We start from the raw sequence: 11,966 nt of genomic DNA, 5'->3' as shown, positions 1-11,966 counted from the left end.
CCTGCTAGCGGCGCCAGCGCCAGGTATCGCCGATATCGCCCGCAAGCAGATGAACGAACCGGTCCACACGCGCATATAGCCGGCTGCCATACGCCGCCAGGCACTCGTTCGCATGGGTTCGCCAGACGGCATCCCCATCCTCCTCACGCTCCAGTGCGTTGACCGGCTCGACGAGATCGACCGGGCACTGCGGATTCGTCCCCACGCACCAGCCTTCGAAAATCAGCAGGTCGATCGGTGCATCGATAAGGGACCATTCCGAGACCGGCCGGAGATCGTCATTCGCCTTGTCGAAGCGCGGCAAGCGGAGTGACCGGCCAGCTGCGACATCGTCCAGCACTCGCTCGCCCAAGTCCACATCATGCGTGCCGGGCACGCCGCGCGTGCGGAAAAGCGGATGGATATCCCGTGCCGTTCGCTCCCGGCCCGATCGCGACAGATAGAGGTCATCCAGTGATAGCCGCGCCGCGTTGAGGCCATGATAGCGAAGGGAGAGCTTCAGGAGACGGGCCGCCGTCGACTTTCCGGACCCCGGACTGCCGCTCACTCCCAGGACAAGGGGGCGTTCCGCAATACGGCAATCTTCTGCCAGTCGCTTCGCCAACGGGGCGATCACGCTGACGGCGTTGTGCACGAGCGGAGTCACCGGTGCCTCGTCCATTGGTTCCCGTTTGTCACCGCACTTGTTCCCATCCGGCGCTTAAACCTGCAGCCGGCACTTCCTATCTGCTCGCCATGAAACAAGGAGGCAGCGATGCGCTGGGCCGGACTGATCATTTCTGCAGCGATTCTCGTCACGATCGGCGTCATGATGACGACCGCCGGTGGCCCGGGCGTAACCTTCCGCACGGCTCCCGCACAGACGCTCGACATGACCGCGAGCTGAAAACGCCCGTCAGCGCTCCGCCAGCATCTCGCGCACGGCCTCGACCGGCAGCGCCTCGATCGTGCGCGCGATCCCGTCGGGCCCCTCGTAACGGACAGTTTCGGCCATGAGGAGAGAATTGTAGATCGCCTCTTCCGTCGACTCGATAACGGCCTGGAAGAGCGGCGACATGCGGGCATTCGACAGCTCCACCATCTGCGCCTCGCCGGCCCGGCGCTCCGGCGTGCGGCGCACGCCCGGGTGCGTGGAGAACGCGATGGCGTAGTCGCCCGACCCGTTGGTCATGGAGGCCCCGGTGCGCGCCAGTCCCGCGAAGGCCCGGTTCGCCAGGCGTTCCAGATTACGATCAGAAAGCGGGGCATCGGTCGCGATGACGATCATGATCGAGCCGTCGGCCCGATCGTCCGCGACATGGTCGTCGAGATAGAACTGTCCGAGCCTCTCGCCGACAGGCATGCCGTCGATCTGCAGCACACCGCCATAATTGGTCTGCACGAGCACGCCGAGCGTATAGCCGCCCAGGCTTTCCGGGAGAACGCGCGAACTCGTGCCGATCCCGCCTTTCCAGCCGAAGGCCACCGTGCCGGTCCCCGCCCCGACATTGCCTTCCGCCACTGCTCCTCCGGTCGCGGTCTCGATGGCCTGAACCGCATGCTCCGGCATCACGACGCGGGCGCGGATATCGTTCAGACGGCCGTCATTGGTCTCGCCGACGACCATGTTGAGCGAGCGGATTTCCTCGTGCCCGGGCCGGGCGAGGCTCCAGTCGAGGATGCCGTCCGCCACCCGCGGCACGGACATGGTGTTGGTGAGAAGAATGGGCGTCTCGATCTCGCCGAGCTCGACGATCTGGGTCGCGCCCATCAGCTTGCCATAACCGTTTCCGACCGCCAGACCGGCAGGAACCTTGTCGGAATAGATATCGCCGCCATGGGGCAGGATGGCCGTAACGCCGGTGTGGATGGCAGGCTCTTCGATCAGGGTGACGTGGCCGACGCGTACGCCGGCGACATCGGTGATCGAATTATGCTCGCCCGGTTCGAGAATGCCCGGTGCAATACCGAGATCGCGTGCGCGAACCTGATCCTGTGCCGTGCCCATACCGCTTACCATCCCGATTGCCAAAATGGCGGTCGCCAGCGTGCGAACCATGCTGCATCCCTCCCCGCCTGATTCCGTTCGGACCATCATAGGCGGGAGGCGGACAAAGACGAAAACGCCTAGCCGGCCTTGCCCGGCTTGGGTTTGCGTTTCACGCGCTTGAGTGCGGCGCCCTTGCCCTCGCCAGCCGGCTTGTCCTTGCGGCGAACGGGATAATCGGAACCGCCAGGCGCCTTTCCGGGCTTGGGTTTCTTCGAGAATTTGCGCTTGGGAGCATCGCCCTTCGGCTTGCCCTTGAAAGCCTTTTTCGGTCGGGGCGTTGCGTCGTCCTGGTCGAAAGCCGGCGCCTCGTCCAGAGCATCGTCACGTCGCGGCTTCGCCTTGAAAGCTTTCTTCGGGCGATCGCCGTCAAAACTGGCCTTGCCATATTTGCCCTTGTCATCCCGAGGTTTGTCGAAACGGGGCTTGTCGAATTTGCGCGGCTTGCGGTCGGGACGGCGGCCTTCGAAGGGCGCCGGTGCCGCCTCGACGAAATCATCGCCCTCCCCCGGCTCGACCGGCAGGATACGGATCGACTTTTCACCGCCGCCATTCTCTACAACCGAGGCCATGAAGGCTTCGGCCTTGTTCGCGGCGATCTCGAAACGCGTCTCGGCCTCACCAATGCGAATTGAGCCGACTTCGCGCTTGGTGACATGGCCGAGGCGGCAGATCAGCGGCAGTAGCCAGCGCGGCTCGGCGCGCTCCTTGCGGCCAGCGGTCAGCTTGAACCAGACGCCGTCCTTGAAATTCTCCCTAGGTTCGCGTGGCTTGTCCTCACGCGGACCGGAGGCGATCAGCTCCTCGGCTGCAGGCATGGCCGCCCGCCGGCGTGCCATGAAGGCGGCGGCGATCTGCTCCGCACCGAATTTCTCGATCAGGGCACGCGCATCCTCCAGCGCGTCCTCTTCATAGGTTTCGCTCAGCACCGGATCGTTGAAGAGACGCTCGCGATCCTTCGCCTCGACGGCTTCGGCATCAGGGGCCTCCGCCCACTCCGCCTGGATTCGGGCATCGCGCAGGAGACGGTTCGCCCGCCCCTTGCGGGAATAGGGAACGATCAGGGCGCACACGCCCTTCTGTCCGGCCCGGCCGGTCCGGCCCGAGCGGTGCAGGAGGGTTTCGGCATTGGTGGGCAGGTCGGCATGGATGACGAGTTCCAGCCCGGGAAGGTCGATACCCCGTGCAGCCACGTCGGTCGCGATACAGACCCGGGCGCGGCCATCGCGGATGGCCTGCAGGGCATGAGTTCTCTCGTTCTGGCTCAATTCGCCGGACAGGGCGACGGCCTGGAAGCCGCGATTGCCGAAACGGCTGGCGAGACGGTTCACTTCCTCGCGCGTGCGGCAGAAGACGATGGCGCGGGCGGCATCGTAGAAACGCAGCGTATTGATGATGGCATTCTCGCGATCGCTCGGCGCGACGGAGAGCACGCGATACGCGATATCGACATGCTGTTCGCGCTCGCTGACCGTCTTGATGCGCACCGCATCGCGCTGGAACCGGCGGGCGATATCGGCGATCTCCTTCGGCACGGTGGCCGAGAAGAGCAGCGTGCGGCGGTCTGCCGGAGCGGAGTCGAGGATGAACTCCAGATCTTCGCGGAAGCCGAAATCGAGCATCTCGTCCGCTTCGTCGAGCACGACGGCGCGCAGGGCCGACATGTCCAGCGCACCGCGCTCGATATGGTCGCGCAGACGGCCCGGCGTCCCGACCACGACATGACAACCACGCTGCAGGGCCCGGCGTTCCGTGCGCGGGTCCATGCCGCCGACGCAGGACGCGATGCGGCCATAGGCTTCGCCGTACAGCCATTCCAGCTCGCGCTGGACCTGAAGCGCAAGTTCGCGGGTCGGGGCGACGACCAGCGCCAGCGGCGCAGCGGCAAAGTCGAACGAATCCCCCTCGCCCAGAATAGTCGAGGCGATGGCCATGCCGAAGGCTGCGGTCTTGCCCGATCCCGTCTGTGCAGAGACCAGGAGGTCCGCATCGCTCAGCCCGTCGGCCAGTACCGCGGTCTGAACTTCGGTCAGGCTTTCATAGCCCTTCTTTTCGAGGGCTCGCGCCAGCGGCGCGGGAATCGTCGTGGGGAGAGTCATTACGGGGTCCTGTCAGGCTCTGGCGCCAATCGCGCATATCGCGCCAACCATCGAACCCCGTGCCAATCCAGAAGGGTCATCGCAGACGCGAGGCCCGCCTCTATCACGTCGCCGACTAAAAAGCTTCACGAAAGGCGCAGCCGGGCCGCGGCATCGCGGCATGGCGGCCATGCGCACCACGAAGCGCTGTCTTTCCGGAAAGGCTCTTATCCGCAGGAACGCGGTGTCATACAGATGCGAAGAGCAGACGAGGCAAGGAGGCGGGCTTGAGCCGTGACATCACGATCACCCTCGAGGAGAACGGCAGCAAGGGGCGTTATATCGCCGCCGTTTCCGGGCAAGACGAGACCGGCGAAATGACATTCTCCCGCCTGTCGCCGTCCCGCATCATCGTCGACCACACCGGCGTACCCGACAGCCTCAAGGGCAAGGGCATCGGCAGCGCCCTCGCCCGCCATGTCGTGGACGAGGCGCGCGTAAAGGGCTTCACCATTGTTCCGCTCTGCCCGTTCCTGAAGGCACAGGCGGAGCGGCATCCCGAATGGGGCGATGTGATCGAGGGTCTTGGCTGAAGCCTCAGCCTTCCTCGCCCGGCTCAGCGGCGACCACGACGAGACCGTCTTCGCCATTCGTCACCGTGACGGTCAGGGACGCACCCGGCTGGAAGAGATCGAAATCCACGTCGTCGGCGACCTGGAATTCCATCACCATTCCCGGCATGCCGAGTTCGTCGAGCGGACCGTGACGCATCATCGTCGTGCGGTGCTCGGCATCGGCCATGCGAACATCAGCCCAGGTCGTGGACATCATGCCGTGTTCGCCATGGTCCATCATGCCGTCTTCGCTCATGCCTTCATGCTGCATGTCTCCATGCTGCATGTCCTGCATGTCGCCATGCTGGCTCTGGCCGTGATGGTCGGCGCCCGCGAGCAGCGTCGTCGACATAATCATTGCGGTGAAAAGCGTTATCATTTTCGTCTCCTTCGCCGATCTTTCCGGCCCTAGATATCGATACCGTCGCGTGCGAGCTCGGCGGCTTCGGCCGGACGTGCCTGTCCTTCCGGATTGGAGTACCAGCCCGGATCGCCATTGCCGTCGAGATGTTCGCGCACTTTGAGAATGGTGAACATGCCACCCATCGTAATATAGTCGTGAGGTCCGCGGGCGCCGATCATGGGGAGGCTGTTCTCCGGAATTTCCATGTGCCCCATCTCCAGATGCTGGCCCATCTCGCCCATCCCGTCCTGGCCCATCGTCATATAGGCCGGCAGGAAGGCACCGACAGCACGATCGATCCGGCGCGCGTTCACGCCCGTCATGTTCGGCAGTCCATGCCCCATCTGGTTCATGACATGGTGCGTCATGTGGCAGTGCATCGCCCAGTCGCCCGGATTGTCGGCGATGAACTCGACGGTCCGCGTCGAACCGGTCGGCACGAGCACCGTGGTCTCGGGCATCTGTCCGGCTTCCGGTATCGTCCCGCCATCGGTCTCGATCAGCCGGAAGGCGTAGCCGTGCAGGTGAATCGGGTGGTGATCCATGGCCGAGAGATTGCCGAAGCGCAGGCGCACGCGCTCGCCGCGCTCGGCCACCAGCGGCGAGGTCCCCGGATAGCATTTCGCGTTCATGGTCAGGATGTTGAAGTCCGACATGACGTTCGGATCGGGCCGCGAAGCGCCCGGATGGAGCGCCCATTCCGACAGCATGATGGCGTAGTCGCGGTCCGGACGCGGGCCCTGCGGCCGGCGCGGATGCACCACGATCATCCCCATCAGACCGAGGGCCATCTGGGTCATCTCGTCATGGTGCGAGTGGTACATGAAGGTTCCGTGCTGGCGGAAGGTCCACTCATAGACGAAAGTTTCGCCCTGGTGGATGGAGCGCTGATTGAGACCGCCGACACCGTCCATGCCCGAGGGCAGGATCACGCCGTGCCAGTGCACCGTGGTCGGCGCCGGCAGGCGGTTGGTGACATAGATGCGGACCCGGTCGCCCTCGACCGCCTCGATGGTCGGTCCGTGCGTGCGGCCGTTATAACCCCAGGTCTTCGCCTCGAGGCCGGGCGCGAATTCGTGATCGACTTCCTCGGCCACGAGGTGGAACACCTTCACACCGTCGACGATGCGGAACGGCAGGGTCGCGCCGTCGGGCGTGACGACCGGTGTGTAGTCGCGACCGGGACGGCCCGGCTCGTAGCGCTGACCGTGCTCGACACTGGTCGCGTGCGCGGGCCAGCCGGCGGACTGGGCGCTGGCGCCGCCGGTTGCGAGCGGGACTGCCGCCAGCCCTGCGGTTCCGACAAGAAGCGCGTCGCGTCTGGAAACACCCATCAATGGCCTCCTTCACGGCCGGCCGCGCCTTCGGGGGCGCCGGCCGCATCACTCATGGACAGCATGCCGGCCGACCCGCCCGCGGCGAGGCGGTCGATAGCGATATTCGCCTGCCAGGCCTGTTCGAGCGCGGCGAGATACGCCTCCCCTGCACCGATCCGGGCCTCGAAGGCCGAGATCAGCTCGAACACGCCGAGCTGCATTGCATTGTAATGCTGCATGGTTTCATCCAGCAGCCGCTCGCTCTGCGGAAGTTGCGTCTCCCGCGCAAAGGCCAGCTGGTCCGCCGCCATCTCGGCTGCCTGCCGGGCGGTCCTTGCCCCCTCGCGGACGGAAGCTGCGCGTGCCGCGTGACGGTCCAGCGCCTGTTCGGCCCTGATCTGCGCAGCCGCGCGGCGGGCCTGCCCCCAATCGAAAAGCGGGACGACCGTCTCGACGGAGGCTGCCTCGTGCCAGTCTCCGTCCTCACGTTCGAATACGCCTCCGATCTCGGCATGCTCGAGCAGGCTGGCGAAATTCTCGATACCGGCACGGCGCCCCATCGCGTCGGCCTCCAGCCGGGATTGTTGCAGCGGCAGGCTCGCAGCGATCGCAGCGCGCTCGATGCCGGACAGATCCCGCATCTCCGGCTCGTCCAGCCGATCAGGCAATGTCCATTCGACAGCGGGGTCCGCGGCGATCAGCAGGGCCAGCGCATTGCGCGCTCGCTCGGCCTCGTAGGCAGCCTGCATGCGCCCCAGTAACGCGGCGGATGCAAAGGTCCGCTCCCGTTCCAGCTCGATCAGGGGAATGTTTCCGGCGGCCCGCAATTCCTCGGCAATGAGGACAGCGGCATTCGCGGCGCGTTCGACCTCTTCCATCATGCCCAGCCTCTGCCGGGCTGCGACCGCGGCGACCCAGGCGCTGCGCACTTCGGCGGTAAAGTCGATGACCCGGGCTATCGCCGCAGCCTGGGCGGCGTCGTACTCGGCCCGCGCCGCACGCGCTCGCCAGGGCGTGCCTAGCATACCCATAACCGAAGCGGTCAGATCGATATCGAGAAAGTCCTCTCCCCCCTCCTCCGGCCGCCAGATCACGCCGAGCAAAGGGTTCTCCGGCAGACGCGCTCCGGCCCAGGCGGCACGTGCAAGTCCCGCTTCCGCGAGCTCGGCCCGGAGAGACGGATTCGCCGCGAGCGCGCGGGCGATCGCCGCATTCTGGGTCACCTGGTCGTCCGCCCGCAGCGGCACGACCGCCTGTGAGTCCGGGAGCCCGGCCGGAGCTGCCAGCGGCTGCCGCTGCACGGCAGCATCGAAAATGCGCGACCTTTCGTCGGCAGGATCGAGATTGGCACAGCCCGCGAGGAGCGAGCCGGACAGGATCAGGAGCGTCAGCTTGCGTGTCATGGGGCAACCGCCTAACATACCCCCATAGGGTATACAATAGAGTGCCGGATGACCGATACCGCAACGATTTCTCCATGCCACACCAAGAGCCTCACGCGTCTGAAACGCATTGAGGGACAGGTGCGCGGGATTGCCCGCATGATCGAGGAAGAGCGCTATTGCATCGACATCCTCACGCAATTGTCAGCGGTGAAATCGGCCCTTGCGGGCGTCGAGCGCGAAGTCCTGAAGAGTCACACGGATCATTGCGTCGCCGATGCCGTCCGCTCCGGCGACCCTGCCGAACAGCAGGAAAAGATCGACGAACTGATCGAACTGCTCGGCCGGCACTACAAGTTCTGAGAGATCAGTCGTCCGCCCATTGCCGCAGGAGGTTGGACTTGCTCTTGAGAACAAGGGCCAATGCCTCCGCCCCGGCGCCCTGTTCTCTCAGCAGCCGCGCAGCCCGGTCCAGGTCGAACAAGATATCGCGCTGATCCGCCCGCCTGACCAGGCTCCTGACCCAGCCGACCACGGCCAGCCGCTCGCCGGAGACGACCGGCGCGACGCGATGCAGAGCGGCCGTCGGATAGACGACGGCACTCCCGGCAGGGAGCTTTACCTCGGTCTCGCCGTCGACACCCTCCATCACCAGCTCGCCTCCTTCGTAACGGTCCGGATCGGACAGGAAGAGCGTGAAGGACAGGTCCACGCGGCGTCCGCCCATCAGCGCATCATCGACATGCCGGCCGTATTCCATACCCGGCCCGTAGCGCGAGACGAGCATGCGGGAGATCGTCTTCGGCAGGGCGAAGGCATTGAAGAGATGATTGGCCTCCAGCGCCTTGCGCACGATCTTGCGGATCGTGTCGATGCGCGGCCCGCTTTCCATCTGGAGATTGTTCTTCACGGCTTTCGCGGCCCAGCCTGCCGTGGCTCTCCCGTCGGCGAACTCGCTCTCCGAAGCCAGGACGCGCAATTGCTCCACATCCTCGGGCGAACAGAGATTCTGCAGACACAACAGCATCGAAAAAACCTGCGACTAATTGTCATTTGCCGGAACTGGCGTTAAGCCGGTTATCGCACCGTTCCAACGCTAATGCATCCCGGAGAGACAAGACCATGTCCATCAAACGTCGCACGCGCATCTGGACGACCGTCGGTACGGCGGCACTGATCGGATCCCTTGCCGGCTGCAGCCAGCCCGTGGACGAGGCCGCCTCCCCGGAGGAATCCCAAAGCGACATGGCCATGCATGATGAAGCCGCTCCGGCCGGATTCGTCGAGGGCGAAGGTGAAGGCGAGGGAGAAGGCGAAGGTGCGGCCGGCGGCGGCGAATTCGGCATCGATCCGTCGGCGGCCGAAGACGACCCGGTTGTCTATCTGATCGCGCTCGAAGTCATGCGGGCGCACTATCTCGCCGGGATCGACGCCTTCCGGGCAGGCGAACGCACCGCCGGTGCCGAAATGTTCGCGCACCCGATTTCCGAGATCTACATCGATTTCGAGCCGGCGCTGGAAGCCAATGGCGCCACGCTGTTCGGCGATGTGATGACCGACGCGTCCGTCGCCCCGTATTCCGGCGAAAGCGACGAGGCGATCCAGGCCCGCGTCCAGGACGTCCTTGCGGCCATCGATGCCGCCTCCGGCCATGCGCCGACCAATTCCATGGGGCAGCCGCAGGTCCATGCCCAGGTGCTGGGCGACCTCATCGAGCGCGCGGCCCTGCAATACCGCGTTGCCGCAGCGGGAACGACCGGCGGCGATGCGTATCTGGACGGATACGGGTTTACCCGGGCCGCGGAAGGCTATGCGCAGGTTCACCTCGAAGAGATCGGCTCGGCCATGCCGGCTGCTGCGGCGGCTGCAATCGTGGCGATCGACGCGCTGGACGCCGCCTATCCGACAGCGACCGAACCCGACAGCCTCGACACCGACCCGGAGGCCCTTCTGGCACTCGTTTCCGGATATCACTCGGTCGCGAAGTAGGCGCACGCAGGGGGCGAATAATTTAAACCCGCAACAATTCCGAGAATCCTGTCTAGCTTACGAGGCTTTCCCGACCCAGTCTCGCTATCAGGAGGGAATGATGGGGTATTTCGATCTGAACAATTTCATGCCGCACGGCATGTGTTTTCTCTGGCGCCCGGAACTGGTCGGTATCCATGTGATTGCCGACCTGGCCATTGCACTGGCCTATTTCTCAATTCCGGTCACCATCGCCTTGTTCCTTCGCCGCACGCGGGCAAGAATTCCGTTCCGCTGGGCATTCGCAATGTTCGGGATTTTCATCCTGTTTTGCGGTATCAATCACGTCATGAACATCGTGGTTCTCTGGTACCCGCTCTACTATCTGGAAGGTGCGCTCAAATTGATGACCGCCGCCGCATCGGTCGCGACCGCTGTCCTGATGCTGCCGCTTGTTCCGGTCCTCATCGATCGCTTTTCGCGAATTGGTGCACCACAAGCCGGCGAGTAAGGGATGCCGGAACAGACAGCGCCCTATCCGGTTTCCGAAGACAGCGAGTTCGAGACGCTGACCGGGCTTCTGCACGCCTATCGAACGCCTGTCGTCATCATCCTGTTCGGAATCCTGATCTCGCTCGGCCTGTTCTTCGCGACCCTTGTCGGCCAGACGAGCAGCAAGGAAGACGCCTTCCGCAATTATGCCGATACCCGCTTCGTCGAACTCGATGCGGGCTTCGACATCCTGTTCGCCGAGCTCAACCAGCTGGACGCGGTGATCGAGGCCGGACTGTCGCCGGACGCGGCCGTCACCATCGTCAGGCGGTCCGGGGCCATCACGCAGATCCCCACCCTCGTCGACATCGGTATCGTCGGCCCCGAAACGATCGGGGACGGCGGCGCCGGACACGCAGCAGCCATCGCCTCGGCGCTTGCGCAGCAGGACCGCTGGCCGGACGCCGCGACGATCCGGGTTCTTCCGCTCGAGCAAGCGGAGGGCGAGGCACTGATCTTCGCCGCCATTCGACCAATGGGCGCCGATCCCCTCCACCACGCCTTTATCATCGCCGATTTCAACGCGATGCTGTCCCATACCGAGCTGCAGGACGAACCGGCCCGCGTGATGGTCCGTTTCGGAGAAGCGCCGCCGGTTTTCGTGGGCGCCGAACGCCCGGCGCCCGGAGATTTCGAGCAGACTGCACCCTATCTGATCCACTGGAACGCTCCGTCGCCCTTCCAGTCCTTTCAGGTCAGTCTGGCGCCCACGCGCGACTACCTGCTCCGACTGGGCCTTTTGCCCTGGCTGGTGCTGGCCTTTTCCCTCTTTGCGACGGCATCGATCGGAGCACTCGCGCTGATGGATGCCCGCCGGTCCGAGCTGGTCCGCCGGGAAGTCGACCGCAAGACCGCTGCGCTGAAAGCCTCGAACGAAGTCATTGCGGCCAAGAATGAGGAGCTCGCGCGCTTCGCGGCGCACGCATCGCACGATTTGCAGGCCCCACTGCGGGCCATGAAAAGTCTGGCCACGCTCCTGGTAGAGCGCGACCTGCAGCTCGACGAACGCAGCGAGGACATGCTCAACCGGATCAATCGCGGCGCCGACCGGGCCCAGAGACTCGTCCAGGACCTGCTCTCATATACCCAGGCGGAGAAGGCCCAGCTTTCGCCCGAGGCGATATCGCTCGATGAAATCCGCGAGGAAATCGAGGACCTTCTGGGCGAAACGGCCCGAGAGGCGGGCGCCGAAATTGTCTGGCAGGGCGACAGCCCCGTCCACGCCGATCGCTTTTTGCTCTCCAGGGCAGTCCAGAATCTCGTCTCCAATGCCATCAAGTATCGCGGCGAACGGCCACCCCGCATCCTCGTGGAGACCCGGTCCGTCGGCTCCGCCACGCGACTGAGCGTTACCGATAACGGTATCGGGATCGATGAAGCCTATTTCGAGAGGATTTTCGATATTTTCGAACGCCTGCACTCGTCCGACACCTATAGCGGGTCGGGGATCGGACTGGCGATGTGCAAGCGGGTGGCGGACATGCATGACGCCCAGATCGGACTGACGTCGGAGCCTGGCGAAGGCAGCTGTTTCTACATTATTTTCCCGGATCGCGACGGGTCTCGCGCGATCGATGGCATGGCCCTCGGCCGCAACGACTGAGGCGATAGCCTGACGCCATGCGAC

13 protein-coding genes are annotated in these 11,966 nt (G+C 64.6%); 6 read left to right on the top strand and 7 right to left on the bottom strand.

Going from position 1 to position 11,966, the window contains the following annotated elements:
- Positions 1–4: 4 nt before the first annotated feature.
- Positions 5–661 carry a zeta toxin family protein gene (locus AC13HB_RS03345; RefSeq protein ID WP_482948304.1) on the bottom strand — a complete coding sequence of 219 codons (657 nt, stop codon included), beginning with the start codon at positions 659–661 and terminating at the stop codon, positions 5–7.
- A gap of 93 nt (positions 662–754) precedes the next feature.
- Here AC13HB_RS03345 and AC13HB_RS03340 point away from each other — a divergent pair, with 93 nt between their 5' ends.
- Positions 755–886: a hypothetical protein gene (locus AC13HB_RS03340; protein ID WP_482948303.1), complete on the top strand. Its 132-nt coding sequence runs from the start codon at positions 755–757 to the stop codon at positions 884–886.
- Between the two features lie 9 nt (positions 887–895).
- Here AC13HB_RS03340 and AC13HB_RS03335 read toward each other — a convergent pair whose 3' ends face one another.
- Together AC13HB_RS03335 and AC13HB_RS03330 are read right to left on the bottom strand one after the other, a co-directional pair.
- Positions 896–2,038: a P1 family peptidase gene (locus AC13HB_RS03335; protein ID WP_482948302.1), complete on the bottom strand. Its 1,143-nt coding sequence runs from the start codon at positions 2,036–2,038 to the stop codon at positions 896–898.
- A gap of 68 nt (positions 2,039–2,106) precedes the next feature.
- A complete protein-coding gene (locus tag AC13HB_RS03330; protein ID WP_482948301.1) occupies positions 2,107–4,125 on the bottom strand; it encodes a DEAD/DEAH box helicase in 2,019 nt (672 codons plus the stop codon).
- Between the two features lie 278 nt (positions 4,126–4,403).
- Between AC13HB_RS03330 and AC13HB_RS03325 the strand changes: the two genes are divergently transcribed.
- The gene (locus tag AC13HB_RS03325; protein ID WP_482948350.1) at positions 4,404–4,697 is read left to right on the top strand and encodes a GNAT family N-acetyltransferase; all 294 of its coding nucleotides are present in this window, start codon (positions 4,404–4,406) and stop codon (positions 4,695–4,697) included.
- A gap of 4 nt (positions 4,698–4,701) precedes the next feature.
- Here the strand turns inward: AC13HB_RS03325 and AC13HB_RS03320 are convergent, their stop codons facing one another.
- Genes AC13HB_RS03320 through AC13HB_RS03310 form a run of 3 tightly spaced genes read right to left on the bottom strand, consistent with a single transcriptional unit; the run spans position 4,702 to position 7,840 of the window.
- Positions 4,702–5,097 carry a copper-binding protein gene (locus AC13HB_RS03320; RefSeq protein WP_482948300.1) on the bottom strand — a complete coding sequence of 132 codons (396 nt, stop codon included), beginning with the start codon at positions 5,095–5,097 and terminating at the stop codon, positions 4,702–4,704.
- 29 nt (positions 5,098–5,126) lie between these two features.
- Positions 5,127–6,455, bottom strand: coding sequence for a multicopper oxidase family protein (locus AC13HB_RS03315; protein WP_482948299.1), 1,329 nt, complete (start codon positions 6,453–6,455; stop codon positions 5,127–5,129).
- Positions 6,455–7,840 carry a TolC family protein gene (locus tag AC13HB_RS03310; RefSeq protein WP_482948298.1) on the bottom strand — a complete coding sequence of 462 codons (1,386 nt, stop codon included), beginning with the start codon at positions 7,838–7,840 and terminating at the stop codon, positions 6,455–6,457. The genes AC13HB_RS03315 and AC13HB_RS03310 overlap by 1 nt, the downstream gene beginning before the upstream one ends.
- Positions 7,841–7,888: 48 nt before the next feature.
- Between AC13HB_RS03310 and AC13HB_RS03305 the strand changes: the two genes are divergently transcribed.
- Entirely contained in the window at positions 7,889–8,182 is a 294-nt protein-coding gene (locus AC13HB_RS03305; RefSeq protein WP_482948297.1) for a metal-sensitive transcriptional regulator, read from the top strand.
- A 4-nt stretch (positions 8,183–8,186) separates the two neighbouring features.
- On the opposite strand, the gene AC13HB_RS03300 is transcribed toward AC13HB_RS03305, so the two are convergent.
- Entirely contained in the window at positions 8,187–8,846 is a 660-nt protein-coding gene (locus AC13HB_RS03300) for a Fe2+-dependent dioxygenase (protein WP_482948296.1), read from the bottom strand.
- 95 nt (positions 8,847–8,941) lie between these two features.
- On the opposite strand from AC13HB_RS03300, the gene AC13HB_RS03295 reads away from it, so the two are divergent.
- From AC13HB_RS03295 to AC13HB_RS03285, 3 genes are all read left to right on the top strand, one after another.
- Complete coding sequence (locus AC13HB_RS03295; RefSeq protein WP_482948295.1) at positions 8,942–9,808, top strand: hypothetical protein; 867 nt, start codon at positions 8,942–8,944, stop codon at positions 9,806–9,808.
- Positions 9,809–9,908: 100 nt separating this feature from the next.
- Positions 9,909–10,298 (top strand): hypothetical protein, encoded by a 390-nt coding sequence (locus AC13HB_RS03290; protein ID WP_482948294.1) that lies wholly within the window; start codon positions 9,909–9,911, stop codon positions 10,296–10,298.
- Positions 10,299–10,301: 3 nt separating this feature from the next.
- A complete protein-coding gene (locus AC13HB_RS03285) occupies positions 10,302–11,942 on the top strand; it encodes a sensor histidine kinase (protein WP_482948293.1) in 1,641 nt (546 codons plus the stop codon).
- Positions 11,943–11,966 lie beyond the last annotated feature (24 nt).

This window comes from Maricaulis sp. B-26 (assembly GCF_056857855.1).
Note: the sequence above shows the minus strand (reverse complement) of the source record. Positions and strands in the feature narration are given on the sequence as shown.

What these genes read in the sequence shown, in the direction of transcription:
- AC13HB_RS03345 (WP_482948304.1), bottom strand. Translation starts at nt 661, where the DNA reads ATGGACGAGGCACCGGTGACTCCGCTCGTGCACAACGCCGTCAGCGTG.
- AC13HB_RS03300 (WP_482948296.1), bottom strand. Translation starts at nt 8,846, where the DNA reads ATGCTGTTGTGTCTGCAGAATCTCTGTTCGCCCGAGGATGTGGAGCAA.
- AC13HB_RS03285 (WP_482948293.1), top strand. Translation starts at nt 10,302, where the DNA reads ATGCCGGAACAGACAGCGCCCTATCCGGTTTCCGAAGACAGCGAGTTC.
- AC13HB_RS03330 (WP_482948301.1), bottom strand. Translation starts at nt 4,125, where the DNA reads ATGACTCTCCCCACGACGATTCCCGCGCCGCTGGCGCGAGCCCTCGAA.
- AC13HB_RS03295 (WP_482948295.1), top strand. Translation starts at nt 8,942, where the DNA reads ATGTCCATCAAACGTCGCACGCGCATCTGGACGACCGTCGGTACGGCG.
- AC13HB_RS03290 (WP_482948294.1), top strand. Translation starts at nt 9,909, where the DNA reads ATGGGGTATTTCGATCTGAACAATTTCATGCCGCACGGCATGTGTTTT.
- AC13HB_RS03305 (WP_482948297.1), top strand. Translation starts at nt 7,889, where the DNA reads ATGACCGATACCGCAACGATTTCTCCATGCCACACCAAGAGCCTCACG.
- AC13HB_RS03320 (WP_482948300.1), bottom strand. Translation starts at nt 5,097, where the DNA reads ATGATAACGCTTTTCACCGCAATGATTATGTCGACGACGCTGCTCGCG.
- AC13HB_RS03335 (WP_482948302.1), bottom strand. Translation starts at nt 2,038, where the DNA reads ATGGTTCGCACGCTGGCGACCGCCATTTTGGCAATCGGGATGGTAAGC.
- AC13HB_RS03340 (WP_482948303.1), top strand. Translation starts at nt 755, where the DNA reads ATGCGCTGGGCCGGACTGATCATTTCTGCAGCGATTCTCGTCACGATC.
- AC13HB_RS03315 (WP_482948299.1), bottom strand. Translation starts at nt 6,455, where the DNA reads ATGGGTGTTTCCAGACGCGACGCGCTTCTTGTCGGAACCGCAGGGCTG.
- AC13HB_RS03310 (WP_482948298.1), bottom strand. Translation starts at nt 7,840, where the DNA reads ATGACACGCAAGCTGACGCTCCTGATCCTGTCCGGCTCGCTCCTCGCG.